Annotated in this window: 19 protein-coding genes; 14 read left to right on the top strand and 5 right to left on the bottom strand. The window is 57.7% G+C overall.

Annotation, left to right across the window (positions count from 1 at the left end):
- Positions 1-154: 154 nt before the first annotated feature.
- A complete protein-coding gene (locus AB4136_RS15710; RefSeq protein ID WP_441931273.1) occupies positions 155-691 on the top strand; it encodes a tautomerase family protein in 537 nt (178 codons plus the stop codon).
- Between the two features lie 258 nt (positions 692-949).
- Here AB4136_RS15710 and AB4136_RS15705 read toward each other — a convergent pair whose 3' ends face one another.
- Positions 950-1384 carry an SDR family NAD(P)-dependent oxidoreductase gene (locus AB4136_RS15705; protein WP_441931272.1) on the bottom strand — a complete coding sequence of 145 codons (435 nt, stop codon included), beginning with the start codon at positions 1382-1384 and terminating at the stop codon, positions 950-952.
- Between the two features lie 7 nt (positions 1385-1391).
- Between AB4136_RS15705 and AB4136_RS15700 the strand changes: the two genes are divergently transcribed.
- Positions 1392-2048: an IS110 family transposase gene (locus tag AB4136_RS15700; protein WP_441931271.1), complete on the top strand. Its 657-nt coding sequence runs from the start codon at positions 1392-1394 to the stop codon at positions 2046-2048.
- A 480-nt stretch (positions 2049-2528) separates the two neighbouring features.
- Here AB4136_RS15700 and AB4136_RS15695 read toward each other — a convergent pair whose 3' ends face one another.
- Positions 2529-3110 carry a TetR/AcrR family transcriptional regulator gene (locus AB4136_RS15695; RefSeq protein ID WP_441931270.1) on the bottom strand — a complete coding sequence of 194 codons (582 nt, stop codon included), beginning with the start codon at positions 3108-3110 and terminating at the stop codon, positions 2529-2531.
- A gap of 131 nt (positions 3111-3241) precedes the next feature.
- Here AB4136_RS15695 and AB4136_RS15690 point away from each other — a divergent pair, with 131 nt between their 5' ends.
- From AB4136_RS15690 to AB4136_RS15670, 5 genes are all read left to right on the top strand, one after another.
- Positions 3242-3685: a hypothetical protein gene (locus AB4136_RS15690; protein WP_441931269.1), complete on the top strand. Its 444-nt coding sequence runs from the start codon at positions 3242-3244 to the stop codon at positions 3683-3685.
- A 620-nt stretch (positions 3686-4305) separates the two neighbouring features.
- The gene (locus AB4136_RS15685; RefSeq protein WP_441931268.1) at positions 4306-5751 is read left to right on the top strand and encodes an amidase family protein; all 1446 of its coding nucleotides are present in this window, start codon (positions 4306-4308) and stop codon (positions 5749-5751) included.
- A gap of 406 nt (positions 5752-6157) precedes the next feature.
- Positions 6158-7609 carry an MATE family efflux transporter gene (locus AB4136_RS15680; protein WP_441931267.1) on the top strand — a complete coding sequence of 484 codons (1452 nt, stop codon included), beginning with the start codon at positions 6158-6160 and terminating at the stop codon, positions 7607-7609.
- 195 nt (positions 7610-7804) lie between these two features.
- Complete coding sequence (locus AB4136_RS15675) at positions 7805-8434, top strand: TetR/AcrR family transcriptional regulator (protein WP_441931266.1); 630 nt, start codon at positions 7805-7807, stop codon at positions 8432-8434.
- Positions 8435-9112: 678 nt separating this feature from the next.
- Positions 9113-10000, top strand: coding sequence for an MBL fold metallo-hydrolase (locus AB4136_RS15670; protein WP_441931265.1), 888 nt, complete (start codon positions 9113-9115; stop codon positions 9998-10000).
- A gap of 605 nt (positions 10001-10605) precedes the next feature.
- Here the strand turns inward: AB4136_RS15670 and AB4136_RS15665 are convergent.
- The 3 genes from AB4136_RS15665 to AB4136_RS15655 all read right to left on the bottom strand — a co-directional run bounded on the left by AB4136_RS15665 (position 10606) and on the right by AB4136_RS15655 (position 12048).
- Positions 10606-11118 carry a flavin reductase family protein gene (locus AB4136_RS15665; RefSeq protein ID WP_441931264.1) on the bottom strand — a complete coding sequence of 171 codons (513 nt, stop codon included), beginning with the start codon at positions 11116-11118 and terminating at the stop codon, positions 10606-10608.
- Entirely contained in the window at positions 11118-11669 is a 552-nt protein-coding gene (locus AB4136_RS15660; protein ID WP_441931263.1) for an NAD(P)H-dependent oxidoreductase, read from the bottom strand. Before AB4136_RS15660 ends, AB4136_RS15665 begins: the two co-directional genes overlap by 1 nt.
- 226 nt (positions 11670-11895) lie before the next feature.
- The gene (locus tag AB4136_RS15655; protein ID WP_441931262.1) at positions 11896-12048 is read right to left on the bottom strand and encodes a hypothetical protein; all 153 of its coding nucleotides are present in this window, start codon (positions 12046-12048) and stop codon (positions 11896-11898) included.
- A gap of 321 nt (positions 12049-12369) precedes the next feature.
- On the opposite strand from AB4136_RS15655, the gene AB4136_RS15650 reads away from it, so the two are divergent.
- From AB4136_RS15650 to AB4136_RS15620, 7 genes are all read left to right on the top strand, one after another.
- The gene (locus tag AB4136_RS15650; protein ID WP_441931261.1) at positions 12370-13317 is read left to right on the top strand and encodes a LysR substrate-binding domain-containing protein; all 948 of its coding nucleotides are present in this window, start codon (positions 12370-12372) and stop codon (positions 13315-13317) included.
- A gap of 666 nt (positions 13318-13983) precedes the next feature.
- Positions 13984-14712 carry an ABC transporter ATP-binding protein gene (locus AB4136_RS15645; protein WP_441931260.1) on the top strand — a complete coding sequence of 243 codons (729 nt, stop codon included), beginning with the start codon at positions 13984-13986 and terminating at the stop codon, positions 14710-14712.
- On the top strand, positions 14705-15424 hold the full coding sequence (locus AB4136_RS15640; RefSeq protein WP_441931259.1) for an ABC transporter ATP-binding protein: 720 nt from the start codon (positions 14705-14707) through the stop codon (positions 15422-15424). The genes AB4136_RS15645 and AB4136_RS15640 overlap by 8 nt, the downstream gene beginning before the upstream one ends.
- Entirely contained in the window at positions 15421-16293 is an 873-nt protein-coding gene (locus AB4136_RS15635) for a branched-chain amino acid ABC transporter permease (protein ID WP_441931258.1), read from the top strand. The genes AB4136_RS15640 and AB4136_RS15635 overlap by 4 nt, the downstream gene beginning before the upstream one ends.
- A 7-nt stretch (positions 16294-16300) precedes the next feature.
- Positions 16301-17335 (top strand): branched-chain amino acid ABC transporter permease, encoded by a 1035-nt coding sequence (locus AB4136_RS15630; RefSeq protein ID WP_441931257.1) that lies wholly within the window; start codon positions 16301-16303, stop codon positions 17333-17335.
- Complete coding sequence (locus AB4136_RS15625; RefSeq protein ID WP_441931256.1) at positions 17328-18554, top strand: ABC transporter substrate-binding protein; 1227 nt, start codon at positions 17328-17330, stop codon at positions 18552-18554. Before AB4136_RS15630 ends, AB4136_RS15625 begins: the two co-directional genes overlap by 8 nt.
- A gap of 142 nt (positions 18555-18696) precedes the next feature.
- Positions 18697-20061 (top strand): NtaA/DmoA family FMN-dependent monooxygenase, encoded by a 1365-nt coding sequence (locus AB4136_RS15620; protein ID WP_441931255.1) that lies wholly within the window; start codon positions 18697-18699, stop codon positions 20059-20061.
- Positions 20062-20251 lie beyond the last annotated feature (190 nt).

The following is a 20251-nucleotide window of genomic DNA, read 5'->3' as shown; positions in this document are numbered from 1 at the left end:
GCAACAATCGCACGATGTCGGGAAGCAGGTTGAGAGGGGCCAGCCTCTGATGCGCGCCGACACATCCGCTCTGACTCTGGCTGCCAAACGCAATTCGGTTAGCCGATCGCTAAATCCGACTGAACCAACTACCAAAACCAAGGAGGAGAATAGCATGCCATTTATACGTGTGACCTACCAGACCGGCGGCATCACCGCCAAACAAAAGGCTGAACTCGCCGAAGACCTCACTCGTGCCCTTCTTGTGCTGGAGGCCGGTGCAGACACGCCCGAAGGACGAGGTGTGGCCTGTGTCTTCTTTGAGGAAGTCAACCCAACCTCTGATTGGTTCGTGGGCGGGAAGCCCGATACGAACGGGCCTGCGCACGGACGCTTCCTGATCGATGTGACCATCCCGGAAGGGTGCGCGGACCAGAAGGCCAAGGCTGCGTTCCATGTGACGGTCAACGACAGTGTCGCGCGCATCCTCGGTGTGGATGGCACCTTCCCGAGTCGTATTGGTGACTGGGTGATGATACGTGAAATCGCCAATGGCAGCTGGGGCGTCGGTGGTGTGACGGTGGGCATCCGGGATATTGCGGCCCTCCTTAAGTACACCACGGATAAACCCGTGTACTTCGAAGGTCTTCTCGCCGCACAGAAGCGGCTTCGCGAAGCCCACGGCTTCCCGGACGGGGTCAGCCTGCTCTGATTGTCGAAAGATCGCTGTACGGGTTCGGCTGAGCTGATCCACACGCAAAAGCAAGGATACTGGGGCCGACCTGAAAAGGTCGGCCTTTCTTATGAGTCAATAACCTCCATCTCCAATCGAGGACCGGACGAGTTTTCCATCGCGATTGAGAGACCTGCTTGCATGGACCGTTAAGCGCCAAGCATGCGGTGGCGACCGAAGCTAGGCCGCATAGGGCAGGCGCCGACCCTACGATCGGCGCCGCGATTTCATCAGCCTTCAAGCCCTGAACCGAGCAGCGGGCTCACTGCGAGACAAGCCAGGGCCAAGCGCAAGCCGTGCTGCCGTGAACGCGTCCCAATCGGCGGCGTCAGGGAGGGAAGGAATCGTGACGAGCTCCCCCTCATCGAAACGTGAAAGCGCCGCGTCGACCATGTCGCCCACCTTCATGACGATCGTCTGAGGGAGATCGTCAAAGGATTGCCGGACCCGTTTCAATAGCTCTGTTCGCGTCAAGCCAGGAAGCACAGCTTGCAGCTTGACTCCCTTGGACCCGACTTCGGGATGAAAAGCCTGCGTGACGGTCAGGACAAAAGACTTGGTCGCGCTGTAGGTCGGGTGGAAACGTTCGGGCAGAAGGGTCACGACGGAAGCGATATTGATAATTGCTCCATGGCCCCCGGGAGGCGAACGTTTGCGCCGCAGCGACAGCAAGCCGGTTATGCACCATAAGGTCCGTGAACTTCTGGTGGCGCAGCGCACGCAGTTGCTCAATGCCCTGCGCAGCCATCTCGCCCAAATCGGGATCATCGCCGCGCAGGGACCGAACAATGCCCGCGCTTTGGCGGCTCTCATCATAGAAGGCAGGGACATGATCCCGACGGCCGTGCGCTTGGCGCTGTTGCCGTTGGTGCGCCAACTGAACGAACTCGATGCCGAGATCAGGCAGAGCGATCAGGCTATTCCGACCCTCGCCAAGGCTGAAACGGCACGCCATCTGATGACCGTTCCCGGCATCGGCCCCGTCACCGCCTCCGCCCTTGTGGCGAGCGTCCAGGATATCTCCGCCTTCTCGGGTCCGCGCGAGTTCGCCGCCTTTCTTGGGCTCACGCCAAGGCAAAACTCATCAGGCGGAAAGGAACGGCTGGGGCGCGTCTCCAAGGTGGGCAACCGATATCTGCGTAAGCTGCTGGTGGTCGGCGCACACGCCGTCCTCTTCCATCGCAAACGTTGCGGCGATGCGTTGAGAAGCTGGGCTGATCGCCTGATGAAGACCAGGCCTTTCAAGCTCGTCGCCGTGGCGCTCGCCAACAAGCTTGCCCGCATCGTCTTCGCGCTCATGCGCGACGAGACACACTATGCCGGCAGGCCGGTGTGACAACATCATCGGCTGACGCCGCGGGCCGGAAATCGAGGGTGACAATGACGTGATGGGAACAGACGAGGACAGATTCTGAAAGCCTGCAGCATAGTCGGAGCCTGAGCTCGCTCTCTTGATCAGGCCAAAGGAATCAGCGGACGCCATCAGGGCCAGCGGTCAAAACACCGCAGTGAAGGCCGGAGACATGACCGCAGCCGCCGACCATCCCATCGCTGAAAACAAACCCTTGATCAGCGGGCGCCGTCCAGACATGACTATTTTGTATCGCTCGACGGACCGCCTCTGTCGTCGTGGCGCTCCCGTGTAGAACCTGGCCCATAGCGCATCCCTCCATTCATGCGAAAATAGTGCACCATTAAAACCCGGGATCAACAACTCGATCGTTTCGGAAATTGGTGGGGGCTGCGGTCTCGAGTCATTTGACCATCATGGCGCACAGGTCTGAAGCGCCGGGCCACGGAGCTTGAAACGCGAGCATCAACTGGTAGACGAAATGCGTCTCACCTGTTTCACAGCCGCGTCCAAAAACGCCTTCGAAAGGACCTGATCATTGACAAGACGCGACAAAACCAATGCACCGACCATGGCAGAATAGACAGCAACAGCCTTATCCCGGGCGTCACGGCTACCAGTCGTGAAAAGTACTGACTCAAGCACGCCCAATTGCGCGTTCACTCCAGCTTCGAATGACGCCTTTATTTCTGGCGGTTGGCGCGCGGCGTCGGAATTGAGAGCGACGATCGCGCAGCCGTTTTGAACATCGTCTCGATGTGTCTCGCTCAGGAAGTAGGCCATGATAGCGCCGAGCGGATCGTCAGGATTGGTTGCGACCATCATCAAAGTACGCCGATTAATCTCCTCAAGGGCTCGCGCCGACGCCTCCGATACAAGATCCTCTTTAGATGAAAACTGCTTGTAGAATGCGCCTTGGGTCATTCCCGCGCTTTCCATGAGGTCTCTCAGGCCGATCCCGTCAAAGCCATTTTCGCGGTAAAGCCGACTGGCGACGTCAATTACCCTCTGACGACTTTCGGCTGCTTTTTCGCGGCTTGCACGCATGCTCTGTCCATCTAGGCACCTCAACCAAGCTCCATTTAGGAAGTTTGGTCCCTAAGGGCAATGATTCGACGTCGATTTAGAGCCTCGAACGTCTTGTCGCCCACAATTCCATGTTGGATTGTTCGTTTCCTGTGGATTTTGCTCCTATTGAAAAAGGACTGTCTACTGATGGAGTGATGAGTGGTGCGAACCCGCGCGAGGCGCACGTTCCGCCTTTCGAAAACACCGCACCAGGGAATTTCCAAGAAGACGCCGCGAAAAGTCAGGTCAGTCCGCCGCGGCAGATGGTCTTCCAGCTTAAAGCACGTTGCGATCTTTCAGATTCGCTTGCCGCGCTTGAAGTCGTTGTTTTGATGCATGTCGTTGTCCCGAAACGGGTTCCCACTTTCGGGCGACATGCATTAGCGCATAAGGAAAACAGTCGTCAAAAGGCTGCTCAAAACGACTTCAATGCAGTCTCTGGGGCAGGCTGGATCACGTGTCTGATGTCGTTCCTGAAAGGAAGCGCGCCGAGAGATTCGCCGACGAGATTACATTCAGCGCATTTCTTACGCTCTTTGTATGGCTTTTCGTGAATGCCGTTTCAAACCGGTTATTGGCGTCGAGCAAGAGCTTTTTCGCCTCAGTGTATCGCGCTCTTCCCTGGCGGGTAAGCTCGACCCGTTTGACGCGACGGTCTTTTTCATCCGGTGCAAGGTTGATGAGCCCGTCTCGAATGAGTGGTTTCAAGGTATGGCCAAGCGCCTACAGGTCCATAACCATACTGAGCGCGAGCTTTTTCATTGGCAGCCCGTTGTTCTTATGGATCTGAGTTAAAAGCGTATACTGTGTCGCCCGCAGGCCGCTTGGGGCAAGGACATCATCGTAGAGCTGGCCAAATCTGGCGAGCGGAGCGACGCAAGGCGCTACCCTCGCAAACGTCCCAACTCTCGAATATCTTGTGCTCGTCATCCATATCCTTCCTTTGATCCGACCTCTTGTAAAATGCAAGCCGGAGCACCCGTGGCCACTATGGCGAGGGTGGCGGTCCATGCGATTCAACTCCGCACATAACCATTTTGCAAAACCAGGTCAGCACTATCGTCATCCCTATTGAATTATGATCATCATGTGTTATTGTGATCATAATTAGATAATCGAGGCTCGCCCGTTGGCGCGCACTCATAGCGTATCGCGAACGATGATAGAGAGTGTCATGCAAAGTCAGGTAGAACGAAAAGGCTCGGTCGACGCCCACGATAGCGGGACGTTGGGTGTTGTTGATGCCGCGCGAGCAATCCGCACGGGTGATCTGACTGCGGAGGCATATGCGCAGTCCTTGCTGGATCGTGCCCGGGACAAGTCGGACATCAATGCGTTCATCACCGTCGATGAGCAAGCCGTGCTTGCCGCCGCTCGCGATGCCGATAAGGCGCGCGCTAAAGGTGAAGCCGGTTATTTGCTTGGCGTGCCCCTCGGTGTCAAGGACAGCTACATGACGCGGGGTCTGCGTACGACTCTTGGCGTCGGCAACCTGCGAGATTACGTTCCGACGGAGGACGCGCAGGTAGTAAGCGCCGTCAAGGCTGCCGGTGCCATCGTCTTCGGGAAAAACAATCTCGTTGAAATGTCTTATGGTTTGACCGGCGGCAACGGTGCATTCGGCCAGGTTAAGAATCCTCACGCCTCGACGCATGTCAGCGGTGGCTCATCGAGCGGATCGGCTGCTGCGGTTGCGGCTGGCATCGTTCCCGCGGCATTTGGGGGCGACACGGTTGGTTCGATCCGTGTACCGGCGGCGCTTTGCGGAGTGGTTGGTTTCAAGCCGACGACAGGACGTTGGCCGCGTGGCAAAGTGGCGCCTATCTCGCATGTGCTCGACACCACAGGCGTTTTCGCACGAAATGTAGAAGACTGCTTGCTGATCGATCAGGTCGTCACGGGGGAAGGTGGTGAGGACGGCGGGCAAACGGACGGGCTTCGGGGCGTGCGTCTTGCTATTGCGCCAAAGCAATACCTCGACTTGCTGGATCCTGACGTGGAGCAGCGGTTCGACGAGGCGCTGCGTCGGATCCGTGATGCTGGAGCCGATGTGGTCGAGATCGACTTGGGCGATGATTTCGCATCCCTCGCCGACAAAACGACCTGGAATATCTTCTTCCGTGAAACCATGACCTCGATCGCGGCTTTCCTTCAGGACAACGATATCCCCGTTTCATTCGAAGATATCCTTCGCGAACTCAATCCCGGCCTGAAAGGCGTCTGGGAGCACTATGTGGTGTCGACCGGTGCCGGATGGTTATCGGCGGGCGATTATGCCGAAACGCTCGACCTCGGCCGACCAAGACTGCAAAACGTGTTCAAGGATGCTTTCGCGAATAGTGGCGCGGAGGCCCTCATCTTTCCGACGGTGCCCTGCACGGCGCCTGAGATCGGTAAGGAGTACCAGTTTACGATAGCAGGCACGGAAGTATCATTCACAGCCTTGGCGAAAAACACGGTTCCGGCGAGTGGCGCGGGCCTGCCCGGACTGACGCTTCCGATCGGCACCGGCAGGAATCGGCTTCCCGTCGGATTGGAGCTCGACGCCCCTTTCGGAGCGGATCGGCAATTGCTGGCGCTCGCGCGCCGTGTTGAACGACTTGGCGTATCAGTAGCGTAAGCCGGCTTGCGCGGGTAGCGACGTAATCGATCGTCCTGGAGACCAACCATCGATCCACGGTGCCGGCGCACTCCGGCCGGTGCCGGGATTTCCCGTCTGATCAAGCGTCGGAGGGGAGCAATCCCGATGAACTGATGGCTGGCGGGGTTGGATCGAATTCATGTCGCCCCGGTTTCGGGAGGCAGCTTTAGACGCAAGCATGATGCAGCAATGTTGAATGAAAGCCAATTTAGGTTGTGATCGACAGCCAATATGCCATAAAGAATATGGTCATAATCTAAAGCTCCACAATTGGCGATAGCAGCTGCAATCGAAGGCTTACTAGGAGATTCCTGTGCCTTGGGCGCGGTGAAAACCAGCCACACTTTGAATTCCGAACGTATCATCTGCACCGAAGGCGACCAAAATGACGCAAAAAGCAGTATTGGGCCAATTTCCAGCTGAGGCGATCACGCCAAAGGCTCGCGCCCGACCGAATATGGAAGAAGCAAAGCTTCGTGCGCGGGAAGCAATGCTCAGCGGCCCCATTTTTGTGACCATGGCGCGTCTCGCGCTTCCAACGATAGGCGTTCTCGTTGCCCAGACCCTCGTCAACGTCGCCGAGACGTACTACGTGTCGTTTCTCGGTACCGATGCGCTGGTTGGCGTAGCGTTGGTATTCCCTGTCTGGATGCTGATGACGATGATGGCGGCAGGGGGTATCGGCAGCGGTGTGGCATCCGCTGTCGCACGAGCAGTGGGCGCCGGCCGGCATGACGATGCCAATTCGCTCGTTCTGCACGCGCTCGTTCTTGCTGTTGCCTTCGGTGTGCTTTTCACGGTGGCGACAGTCGGGCTCGGCAATAAACTGTATGGCGCGCTTGGCGGCGCCGGAGCAGCGCTCGAGTCGGCTCTGATCTATTCGAATTACGTTTTCCTGGCTGCCATTCCGATCTGGATCGTCAACCTTTCTTCGGCCACGCTGCGTGGGATAGGCAATGTGCGCGTTCCTGCGCTGGTGACCTTTATCGGTGCCGCAGTCCTTGTCCCTTTGTCCCCGGTGTTGATTTTCGGTCTCGGACCAATCCCCGGCTTCGGCCTTGCGGGAGCCGGCATAGCCGTGAGCCTGTATTACTGGGTGGCCGCAGCGGTGATGCTGAAATACATGGCAAGCGGCCGATCGGGGTTGACGCTTTCCGCGGAAGCGCTTCAGTGGCGCTTGTTCAAGGACATCCTCAAAGTCGGCGTTCCAGCCGCGGCAAATACGCTGCAGTTGAACTTGATGATCGTGCTCGTGACTGGTGCAGTCGGACTATTCGGAGTGGACGCGATCGGTGGCTACGGAACGGCTTCCCGCCTTGACTATGTCCTCATACCAATCCTGTTTGGCCTCGGGACAGCGGTCCTTACCATGGTCGCGACGAATACAGGTGCGGGTCAAATCGAGAGGGCGAGAAAGATCGCGTGGACGGGAGCGGCGATTAGCGCAGTTTTCACGGAGGTCGTGGGTCTCATTGTCGCGCTCTTTCCAATGCTGTGGATCGGTCTTTTCACACATGATGCGGCCATTTCCGAGACCGGTGCGCTTTATTTTAGGATTGCCGGACCAGTATACGCCGCCAGCGGCATCATCTTTATCCTTACCTTTGCAGCCCAGGGCAGTGGCCACATGAAATGGATTTTCCTGGCCGCAACGGCGCGCCTTGTGATCGCAGCGGGAGGGGGATGGCTGGCAGTCGCCGTTTTTGGGGCCTCGACCACTGGGCTGTTTATCATCCTGGCTCTCGCTTCAATCGTTGGCGCGATGATCTGCATCGTTGCCGAGCGTTCGGGCGCGATGTGGCCGCGTGACCTTCAATCGATGGCCGTCGCGAAGTGACCCGCCAATAGAGGCGAAAGAAAGGGACATCCCGAAGGCGCCAAAAGGGAAGGATTGAGCCCCGCGCAGGCGAACTATCTGTTGACCATCAGGCCACTTCAGCCGAGGCTTGCGCATTTGTCCTGTAAGGATTAAATAATAATCGTAATTCAAAACTGGTATTGCCGCCTTGGGGTGTGCGAGGAGTATACAGTTATGCGCTACGAAAAAGGCCGTAAAGAAGCCACGCGGCAACGGATCATTGACGTTGCTTCCCAGAAATTTCGCAGGCACGGTATCGCCGCTACTGGACTTGCGGGCATCATGCAAGAAGCCGATCTGACGGTCGGCGCGTTCTATCCGCATTTCGAGTCCAAGTCTCAGCTTGTGAGCGAGTCGCTGACCCACGTTCTCGACCTCGAACATTCCGCAATTAAGCGCATGATCGAGGAGAACGGAGGTCTTGAGGGCGCGATCCGCGGCTATTTGAGTAAAGGTCATCGCGACGGTCCTGCCGATGGATGCCCCTCGGCGGCGCTGCTTCCCGAGGTCGCGCGGCAAACGGATGATGCGCGAGCCGCCTACGCTAAAGGGCTGCGGCCGTTCATAGAAATGATCGCAAAGCAGCTTCCCGAAGGAGACGCCGCCCGAGGCCGAGCCGTTGCGCTATTTGGTCTTCTCGTTGGCACGCTGCAAATCGCGCGCGCGGTACCGGACGAAGACGTGGCGGACTATGTCTTGCAGCAGGGTATCGAGGCAGCGATATCTCTGGCGTCGGGCGACCCGGCCTCAAGCGTAATTTCTAGAGAGAAGAAGCCGGTAAGGCGCGTGCAAGCCAAAACATAGGATCAGGCCGGTGCGCCCGGCTTTATTCTGCTTTTCCATCTGACACGGACCTTTAGCCATTAGAGCGCCGTGCGTCCAATTGGACGCACAAAGGACGCTCTAAACACGTTGATAGTGATGCATCGTGCTTTCTAAAAACCGGCAGTAGGCGATTTAAGGTGCTTGATAGCATGGCGTTTGCGCGGCCCTACAGACGATTTTTTCAAATGTGTCATGGACTTAAGCGCCCAATCTTTTCGACAAGCCTTCGGATATTTCTATTGAATTAATGTCGACATTAGATATTATGATCATAATTCAATTGAGCCGCAGAAATTGCTCGCTCTGAATGCTGATCAGCAACAGTGAAGGACTCCATGACCGTGGAAAACGAAAGAGCTTTAACGCCGAATACCTCTACCAAAGAACCCTTGTGACACGTCCTAGGTAACCGGCGGCTTTTCGAGCGGGACACGGGCCTTGATCGCGGTGACAGATCGTACCTGCCGCACTGTATAGAGCGCGGTGGGATCGGTGCGCGTTCCCGCGTCGCTTTGCGGTGGCCTGCTGAGGCATCCGCTCAATTCAGCGCAGGCGTAGCCAACGCCTGCGCTGAAGAGCGCGACGGATTTGGAATTCTAGAACGACAATTTGGTCAACGCGACCGTGGAAATACCACGGAACAGAAAAGGTGTACCCGTGAGTGCAAAATCGGAAACCACATGGAAGATCGGAAATGCAACAATCACCCGGATCGAAGAACTCCTTGGTCCGGCGATGCGGCCAGCGGAATTGTTGGCGACATGGGATCCCGCAGTACTGGAAGAGCACGGTGATTGGTTGGCTAAAGGCTTTTACCAGGCATCGACCGACCAGTTCATCATGTCGGTCCATTCCTGGCTGATCCGCACGCCGCACCACACCATCCTGATCGATACAGGATGCGGCAACGGTAAGAACAGGGTTGAATCGCCATTCTTCCACCAGTTGGATACGCCTTATTTTGATCGGCTTGTGCAGACCGGCATTCGGCCTGAAGACGTTGACTACGTCGTCTGCACGCATCTGCACGTGGATCATGTAGGGTGGAACACCCGCCTTGAAGATGGCCGCTGGGTCCCGACATTTCCAAACGCGAAATATGTAATTTCGCGCGAGGAACTCAATTTTTGGAATCCGTCCCAAAATCCGCATCTTCCCGAGGAGCCGCGACAGGTCTTCATGGACTCGGTGTTGCCCATCGTCGAGGCGGGCCAAGTCCAGGCTGTCGACATGACCGAACAGCTTCTCGATAACCTCCTGATCGAGCCAGCTCCGGGTCACTCGCCTGGCCAGATCATGCTTCGGCTGCTTGGCGACGGTGAAGAAGCTGCCTTCATCACGGACGTTATGCACAATCCCATCCAGGTCTATCAACCGACCTGGAACAGCAACGTGTGCATGGACCCCGAACAAGCGATCAAAACGCGCTTGCGTGTCCTTGAGGAGAGCGCGGAGCGAAACGCGTTGATATTGCCGATGCATTTCGGCGCGCCGCATGCAGGTCGAGTTCGCGCAAGGAATGGCGGATTTTTGTTCGAATTCTGAGGAACGCCACAGAGCATGGTAAACTTAACGGCATTTCGAAGATGCGCGATTGTCGGGCGTGACAGGTTCTGACGCTCTGCAAAGCCGTTCTGCACGGGTGACGATTACCCATTTATGGGCTGAAATCGTCCGGACATGACGAACCGTAGAAATTCGTCACCTGCTCTTGTGCTGCGACCGTTAAGTTTGCGATGCCATGGCATTTAATGCATGTCGCCCGAAAGTGGGAACCGGTCCGGGATAACGACATGCAACAAAACAAGGACTTAAAGCGCGTCAAGCGAATCTGAAAAATCGCGATGCTTTAATCGGCAACCCATGAAACGCCCTCGGCGGCAATTTCATGCGGGTCGCGGCCCTGAATCGGGAATGACTACGAGTTAACCGGCTTTCCATCAATTGGATGATGAATGCCGCCCGAAAATGGAAACCGGTTTTGGGATAACGACATGCATAAACACAAGGCTTAAGGCGGGTCGCCTAAGTTCGTTTGGACGCGACGAGCTTTAGCGGGGCTTTAAAGACCCGAGCCTCTGCGGAAACGAGGCTCGGGACCTGTGGCCAGCATCGGCAACACACCTCTACGATGCGGCCGGAACGTCGCCTCAAGACGAAGCGCATTCCATCGCCAGCTCGTGGTATCTGCCCTTGTAGTAAAGCAACGGCTTTTTGATTGCCTCTGCAGGCGCATCATGATGCAGGTTCAAGACTTCCGCCACGACGATCCAGTGGTCGCCCGCCTCGTGCTCTGCATGAATACGGCAATCAAGACTCAATAGGGCCCCATCGAGGAAAGGATTACCCTCCGGGCTGGTGATCCAATCGATATTCGACCACATGTCCGGTAGCCCTCGGCCGAAAGCCGTTGATACCGCAGCCTGATGCGATGACAGCACATTGATTGCAAGTTTGCCGGTGGAACGTACCCGCGGCCAGCGTGAGGATGTGCGCATGACGCTGAATGAAACGAGCGGTGGGTCGATCGAGACACTGTAGAATGACTGACAGGTAAATCCGATCGGCGCACCGTCAAGCACCGTACTTATGACGGTTATGCCCGATGCGTAAAAGCCCAGAGCATCTCGAAACGTGCGTGCATCCAGTGAAGGGCACAACATTAGAGCGCCTCCTCGACTTTGAGACGCGGCGCATGGGCAGTCGCCTGTCCGATCAGGGCAAGCCTGGCAAACGTCTCGCGAAGCTCGGCGGCATAACCTTCCACGACACTGTCGACCTTATCGATCTGGCCCGTGTTGAAATAGAGCCCGCGCATGGGGACCGAGGCGCCGAGTTCCATGAGCAACGGAGCAAGATTCACGGTTGGCGCCATGGAGTGACCGAAATCCGCGCCCGTCATCAGCGCGACGGCCGTAACTCCCCTCAGGCCGCTGGCGGGGTAGCGATCGAGGAAAGCTTTGAGCAGGCCAGTATAGCTCGCCTTGTAGGTGGGTGACGCGAAGATAGCGAAATTCGACCTGGCGACCTCCGCATTCAGTTCCGCCATCGTCTCCGACGGCCATCTGAACAGCTCTTCGATATGGTCCGCGAGATCGATCACCCTGATATTTGCGGGAGACGGCCCGACGAATTGCGCCGCAAACATCTCCGCGATGCGGCACGTTCTCGATTTTGGCTTTGGATTGCCAACAACTATTGAGATTTCCAGCATATAGACCTCACCGGTGCGAAATCCGCACGGCAATTAAGAGAACGATGAGGGTTCATTCGCCTGAAGCCGTGCAGTATGGACAGATATCCACCAGGATCTTGTGGCCCAGCAGTCGCGCAACGGCTTACATTGCGGATTCGATTTTCTAGAAATCATGGCGTTTGTCAACTCAAATCAATATCAGTGAACGGCATTATTGCTGCACATGAACGAAAGGCGCCAAGCGTCACGGCGGCCCTGCCAGCCGGTAAATTCCGGTGACCGTCAGCGGTACGCCGACATCGACCAGCCCGGTGAGATAGACGAGCAGTTCCAGGGTGATGGTACTTGGCTCTTTGGGGTAACTCTCGAGCGAAAGACCTGCGCGGGACCGACACATCGCCCGGCCGCGTCCAGAGCACAGCGCCGCGTATCGCTGCATCAAAGTAGACGGCGAATCGCTTCGTTGGAGCTGGAATGGGCCGACGTTTCCTGTTCCTGCGCCGAAGCATGTCCGCGCCGTCGGTTGGGGTGTCGAGCGGAACTTGACCTGATGATCCGCGACAGGATCACATCGCCTAAATTTTGATCACAAAAGAATGCGAGCATATAACCTTCTAGCGGATGGGGATATAGAGTTCAGGCCCTGCGTATGGTAGCCTGGGCGGTCGACGTGCCGGTTCGGCACCGGCGAGTAGGGTTTTGCGTCACGCGAGTACCGATGGATCATCCCGATTTCTACGTCGAAGCTCCCCGCGTTCGTCCTTTCGGCTCACGACCCCGGCTACCCCCGCTCATAACCTTGCGTGCATTCGAGGCCGTTGGCCGGCTTGGCAGCATCAAGGCCGCCGGTGACGAGTTGGGCGTCAGCCCAACCGTGATCTCCCGGCATATCCGCAATCTCCAGCTTGATCTCGATGCGACGCTGGTAGAGCCGCAGGGCCGGGGCATCGCCCTGTCGGTCGAGGGCCGGGGCTTTCACGACCGGGTCACGCGCGCCTTTGACATCATGATCGCAGCAACGTCGGCTTTTCGGCCACCGGTCAAACGAAGCCTCGATATCTGGTGCAAGCCCGGCATTGCCAACCAATTGCTGCTGCCGTTGCTCCCCGATCTCGAGAGCCGGTTCAGCGACCACGAAATCCTTCTGAAGCCGACGATGTCGCGCCCCGATCTGATGCATGACGAGGCGGACGCCGAGATCATTTACCTGTCCAGCATAGATGCCGAACCCAGCGGATTAACAGCGGAAATCCTGGCGAGCCCGCGGGTCCTGCCTGTCATCAGCCCTGCCTTCTACGATCGTCACGGGCCGATATCGGCGACTTCGGAATTGCTTCGCCTGCCACTGATCCACGACCGTTCATCGGAGGCATGGGAGCGCTGGTTCAAGCTCGCCGGCGTGACCGATGTCCCCGCCTTGCGCGGAACGCGCCTCTGGCAAGTCCAGTTGACCATTGAGGCAGCCAGGCTCGGACATGGTGTCGCGATCGCAAACGAACTTCTCGTCAAGAACGATCTGCGATCCGGCCGGTTGGTCGAGATCGGCCACTCGAATGTCGTTCTTGGAAGCTACTTCTTTATCACGGCGGCCAAGCGGGGCAACGACAAGGCTATCGATCAGCTACGAGGGTGGATCAAGGAGGTAATCCGGCAGACACTCGACTGATGCATGCCATGCATCATGTCCGACATGCATGGCTGATTGTGCGCATTTCGATGGACCTTATACTTCCTTCCGACACGATTAGAAAAAAGGACAGAACGAGCGCTTTCTGCTCGCTTGTGCGCGAGGTGAACTCCTATCGCGCTCGCCGACACCATTGCAGCATGGCTGGACGCCTGGGGCCGGGGCGCATTTCGCCGTTACCGGCGAGCCGCTCAAGAGTCTGATGGTGCCGACCTGTATCGCTTCACGCGTCTATGCGCTCTACGACCGCATTCCCGTATTGGTTTAGGGTCTGGCCGTCGAAGACGCGCAGGGCTTCAACGAGCGCGTCAGCCTCTCCTCGTCAGGCGGATGACCGCTGCAGTAATAATCTTTATCGCTGGACGCGGCGTCGAGCCAAGGAAGTGCTAGGCGAATGCATTGCTGCACAGGAGGCAACAGAACCGAACAAAAAGTTCGTTGTTCCACCCGCCGGACGCTCTACGATCACCAGAGGTAACGCGCCCGACATCGTGGTGGGTCCATAGAGGGAGCGACGTTTCAGGATTAAAATGAAAGAAATTTCAAAGCCACGTCCTTGCCGAAACGTAGCACATGTGCCGAAGCGTAGCAGATGTATCCGCTGCAAAGGCTTGTGAACCATTCCGCCTGCTCCGGTATCACACGATGACCGACGGGGCGTTTTTCACGGCTTCAAATCTTTCGGTCCGTTTCGGCGGTATCGCCGCGGTGAATGAGGTCAGCTTTTCCGTCGGTCAAGGCCAGATATTCGGCATCCTTGGCCCGAACGGTGCAGGCAAGACGACGACGTTCAACCTAATCGCCGGCGCCATCCCGCTTGATTCCGGCAAGATCAATCTGGACGGCATCGCCGTGAATGGATTGCGGCCCGACCAGCGCGCCCGCACCGGGATCGCGCGAACATTCCAGATCACCCAGCCTTTCGACCATTTATCGGTCGAGGAAAACGTCATGGTTGGCTGCCTGCTGCGGGGTGGGCCGATCGCTTCGATGCGAGACGAGGCGCGTACGCTGCTCGAGGCTGTCGGCCTCGGTTCCAAGATGAGGGATGAAGCCCGGCGGCTCAGCACCGGCCAGCGCAAGCGCCTCGAACTCGCGCGAGCCCTTGCGACCCGCCCCCGGCTCCTGCTGCTCGATGAGGTGACCGGCGGCGTCGACCAGCCCAGCATTCCGGGGTTGATCGACCTTGTCGCCAAGTTGCGCGATCGCGGCATCACGATCATCATCATCGAGCATAATATGCGTGTCATGACGGGACTTGCGGATCGGCTGATGTTTCTCAACCGTGGCACCAAGCTCACCGAAGGTCCGCCCGCCGAAGTGATGCGCCATCCGGAAGTCCTGAACCTGTATCTGGGCTCCGCGCATGCTTGAAGTTCGTGGCCTTGATGTAAATTACGGGGGCACCCAGGTGCTGTGGGATCTCTCTCTCACGGTTGGCAATGGAGAGATCGTCTCGGTCATGGGGCCTAACGGCTCCGGCAAGAGCACGGTTCTCAAGGCGATCATCGGCCTGGTAAAACAGAGTTCCGGCACGATTACGCTGGCGGGGCGCGACGTATCGCGCAGCTCGACTAGCGACCGCGTCGGGCTTGGGCTCAGCCTTGTGCTGGAACGGCGCCGGCTGTTCACGATGATGACCGTTCACGAGAACCTCCTGATGGGGGCGTATCATCCCAACGCGCGCAAGCAGATATCCGCTTCGCTGGCATGGGTTGAAAGCCTTTTTCCCATCCTTCGGGAACGTCGTCATCAGAGGGCCGGCCTCATGAGCGGCGGCGAACAGCAGATGGTCGCGATCGCACGCGGGCTCATGTCGCGCCCCAAGATCATCATGCTCGACGAGCCCTTTCTCGGACTGACGCCAAAGATGGTCGAGCAGACGGTCGAGATCATGCGGACCATCAATCGTGCCGGTGTCGCCGTTCTCTTTAACGAGCAGAACGTCGAGACTTCGTTCGGGTTCTCCGACCGCGGTTATGTGCTGGAAAGTGGCCGCATGGTCATCGAGGGAAGCGGACTGTCCATGCTCGACCATCCCGAAATCCGGCGCGTCTACCTGGGTCTCGACGAGGTTCGGCCATGATCGCAAATTTTCTCCAACAGGTAGCAAGCGGGCTGGTTCTCGGCTCCATCTATGCGCTGGTCGCGGCCGGGCTCACCCTTGTCTACGGTACGATGCGCATCCTGAACTTCGCCCACGGCGAATTCTACATGCTCGGCGGCTACATGACCTTCTTCGCAGCCATTACGTTCGGGCTTCCCCCGGCCGTCGCGCTCGCCGTCGCAGCCATAGTGGTCTTTGCAATCGGCGCGGCCTTCCATCGACTGGCCATCCGTCCGCTGCTCGGAGGCGACGGCGCGATGTTCAGCACGATCGTCGTCACGCTCGGCGCGTCGCTCTTCATCCAGAATGCCGCGCTTCAACTCTGGGGCGAACGCTTTCAGTCGATCCCCTACTATATCGACGGGATTCTCACGATCGGTTCGTTCCGGCTTCCCTATCAGCGCGTGCTGATTTTCGTCTGCACCATACTCATCCTTGCAGGCGTCGGACTTTTCCTGCGCTACAGCAGGCTTGGCTTCGCCATCCGGGCAGTCGCGCAGGATTCGGAGGCGGCGACGGCGCTGGGTGTCCCTGCCGCACGAATCCACACCTTCGCATTCGGGCTTGCCTCGGGCCTCGCAGCGCTAGGCGCTGGGCTTCTGGCGCCCATATACGCCGTCAACCCATGGATGGGCGTTCCCCTGAGCCTGAAGGCCTTCGTGGTTGTCATCCTCGCGGGCCTTGGGAGCTTCAAGGGCGCCATCATCGCCGGTCTCTTGCTGGGCGTGGTCGAATCCGTCGGTATCTCGCTGACATCGTCCGAGTGGCAGGATGTCATTTCTTTCGCCACTCTCATCGTCGTCATCTGGTTCAGGCCTTGGGGCCTGTTCGGTCAGCCAAGCCGATAGGACTCCCATGTATCGCAGCCTCTCCACCAGGCAGTGTCTTTTGGCGACCGCCTTCACGGCAGCGCTCATGGCACTCCCGACCTTCGTGCGGGATACCTACGTGCTTCACCTGCTCGTGCTTGCGATGATCTTCGGCACCTTCGGGCTGAGTTGGAATGTCGTCGTCGGTTTCGTCGGCTTGAAGACCTTCGGACATCAGGCTTTCTTTGGCATCGGCGCGTACGGTTCAGCGCTCATCTCGATCCATTGGGGCCTCAGTCCGTGGCTGACGATCATCCTCGCCTCGCTGATCGCGGCGGCGGCAGGCGTCGTCGTCGGTATGCCGGTGCTCCGGATCAAATCCGTTCCACACGTTGCCATTATCACACTTGCTTTCGCCGAAATTGTCCGGATCACGTGCGCGAATCTCAAGGACCTGACCAACGGTCTCAATGGGCTGTGGGGAATCCCGCCGCTTGGCGACATTAAAGTCGGACCCCTCGTCATGACCTTCAGCCCAACCGAGAAGGTTTCCTACTTCTACGTTGCGGCAATCATGCTGCTGGCGACATTCGTCATCACGACATTGCTTGTACGCTCAAGATTCGGGCTGGCGCTGGCGGCAATACGCGACGGGGAAAACGCCGCGGAGAGCCTCGGCGTCAACCTTGCCGTCCATAAGTTGACCATCTTCGCGATCAGCGCGTTTCTCGTGGCGATACCGGGCGGGTTCTACGCCCACTACATCCAGCTCCTGACGCCCTCGGCTGTCATCGGGCCTGACGTCATGGTCTCCGTGATGGCGATGGTCCTTGTCGGCGGACTCGGAACCCTTTCCGGTCCAATCGTCGGCGCCTTGGCCCTCACCCTCTGCATCGAGGCGTTCCGCTTCCTGGGGGACTACCGCATGCTGACCTATGGTGCCGTGATCATGCTGGTCATAATCGTCATGCCGCGCGGCATCGTCGGCAGCCTGAACTTCGAATTCGTCAACACTATCCTCAATCGCTCCCGCCGAGGGAACGAACGCCTGCCTTCAGCCAAGGAGAAGTATAGTGAATAGAAGAATACTAACGATATTAACTGCATCTCTTGTCGCCAGTCTTTCCGCATCGACGGTTTATGCCGGCGATACAATCAAGATTGGCGGATTCGGACCCCGCACCGGACCGGTAGCGGGACCCGGGCTCGCCTTGGAAAAAGGCGTCCGCTACGCTTTCGATCAGGTGAACGCGGCGGGGGGCATTAAGGTCGACGGCGTTTCGAAGCAGATCGAATACATCGCCGAAGATTCACAGTCCAAGCCCGATGTCGGCCTCAGCGCCGCGCAGAAGCTGCTCACCCGCGACAACGTCGATATCATCATGGGCGACCTCGTCCACAGCGACGTGACGCTCGCGGTCATGGAACTTACCTCGGGCTTCCCCAAGGTTTTATACATTGCCGGCGCGACAAGTCTCGCGATCGAGAAGAAGATCGCCGCCGATCCCAACCGCTACGCTCATACATGGAAGCATAACTACAGCAGCGACGCATACGCCGCCACCGTCATCGGTGTGATCGATGCCCTGGTCGCGGAAGGCAAGATCACCACCACTGGGAAGAAGATCGGCGTCATCGCCGAGGATACCGGCTATTCTACCCCTATCCTGGAAGCCTTGGAGCCCTCCGCGGAAGCAAGCGGCTGGCACACAATCATCGAAAAGACCCCGCTCGGCCAGGCCGATTTCTATCCGCAACTATCGAAGCTCAAGGCGGAATCGCCCGAGATCATCCTTTCGATCTTTACAAGCGCCAACTCGGCGATTGCGCTGACGAAGCAGCTTAAGGAGCAGGATATCAAGTCGATCCATATCGGGGTCAATGGGCCAACCTTGCCAGGATATCTCGAGGCGTCCGGCACGGCGGCCAACGGCACGATTTTCACGCCGATGCTTTTCGACCTGGTCAACAATCCTGACCAGAAGAAGCTGATCGAAGATATCCGCGCCTCGCTGAAGGAAAATGACATCGGCGACGTGGCTCTTCAGGGCTACTGCATGGGTTCTGTCCTGGCCGATGCGATCAAGCGTGCCGGTTCCATCGAACTCGCCAAGCTCGACGAAGCCCTGTCGAAGACCGACTACCAATGCCTGAGCAACCGCTGGCAGTTCAAGCCCGACACGCATGGACCCAAGATCGGGCCCGGCCTGATCACCGTGCCGGCCGGCCAGATCATAAAAGGCCAGAATTTGCTGGTTTGGCCAAGTGCTGGAGCTACGTCGAAGTTCACCTTCGAATAGTGAAACTGCCTGCCGGGCCGAACTGCAGTCCGGCCTGGCGACTTTCATCGCACGGTCTGATGACCATGCAATCTCCTGCCTGGCGCCCAGCCGGCGATAGGCTCCCTGCGTGCAAAGACGCCAATATTTCGAGGATCGGATAATGTACCATTTGGGATGGTTTATGGCGAGCGGGTTCGGAATCGTGCCCTGGTTGCCTCAGTTGAGTTTCAATGCGCTCGGGACGGTCAATACGCCTTGGACGGGGCGCGGTGAGACCGAGTGGGTCAAGCCAAGCTTGTTCGTCGACATCACGACCTCCCTGGAAAGAGCCGGTTTCGACTATCTTCTGATCGAAGACACGAGTTACATTCATGACGCCGTCGCCGGCACCATGGATACGACCCTCAAACTGGGTCTGTATTCACCGAAGAACGATCCGATGCCGCTCGTGCCGTTGCTGGCCGAAAGGACAAAGCACATCGGGATCGTGCCGACGGTTACCACGACATTCTACCACCCCTATATGGCTTCACGGCTGTTCGCCACGCTCGACCACCTGACCGAGGGGCGAGTCGGCTTCAACCTGGTTACGGGTACCGGTCATCGAGCGGTACAGAACTATGGCATGGATCAACTGCCGCCAAAGGCAGAGCGATACGCCATGGCTCACGAATGGGTCGATGTCTTCAAGGCGCTTCAAGAGTCTTGGGAGCCGGATGCCATATTGGCTGACGTGGAAAACGGGGTCTATGCGGACTACACAAAGGTCCACACGATCGATCACCAAGGCAAGTACTACAAGGTCCGCGGACCTTTGAATACGATTCCCGGGCCGCAGCGCTATGTGCCGATGGTCCAGGCCGGTAACTCGAGCGAGGGACGCGATATCTCGGCGCGGCATGGGGAAGTGCTGCTTGCGGTGGCTTCGAGCATTGAGTCGATGAAAGCCCTTCGCGAGGACATGCACAAACGGATGCGCGCTTATGGGCGCGATCCCTCTACGCTCAAGATCATGTTCATGGTCGATCTCGTGCTCGGGATGACCGACGAAGAGGCGCAGGCGCGCGCTGCAGCCTTGAAAGAAGCACGCTGGAATGATCTTTCGATGCAGAACATGTTCTTCTACTTGAGCGCAAACACTCGCATGGATTTCAGCAAATATAATCCTGAAATGCCGTTCGAAGAGGTTTATGCCGATATCCAGAAGCACCAAAACATTGACGAACTGATCAGCGTCATGAAGATCCAACTTTCAGGCGTCAAGAACAAGACGTTGCGTGAGGCTCTCGCGACGATCTCGCTCTGGCCTGATCTCGACTTGGTTGGATCTCCTGAGACGGTGGCTGCCAAAATGGACGAAGTCATGCAGGAAGTCGGTGGGGACGGCTTCCTCATTACTGCGCCAAGCCAGCGCGTTGCCGTTGCGGAAATTTGTGACGGCCTCGCTCCCGTTCTCCGCCGTCGTGGCTCAATCCGTTCCGGTTATGACGGCAAGACGTTCCGGGAGAACCTTCAAGCCTTCTAGAAATTTACCGTGGCAAGTGGGCGCGCTTTGATGGCAGAAGCCGGCCCAAGCTGGGCTCGGCACATCGCTACTCAATGCATCGGCGCGAAATTAAACACAAATACAGCGGGTGAGGCGCCCGATACTCGCAAGGGAGAAACACAAATGAACCGTGCATTTGGTCATTCTGACGCCGTAGCCAAGCTGAAGC

The organism is Mesorhizobium sp. 2RAF21 (assembly GCF_052115345.1).
GTDB classification, from domain to species: Bacteria; Pseudomonadota; Alphaproteobacteria; order Rhizobiales; family Rhizobiaceae; genus Mesorhizobium; species Mesorhizobium terrae.
This window is presented reverse-complemented; position numbering and strand designations above follow the sequence as displayed.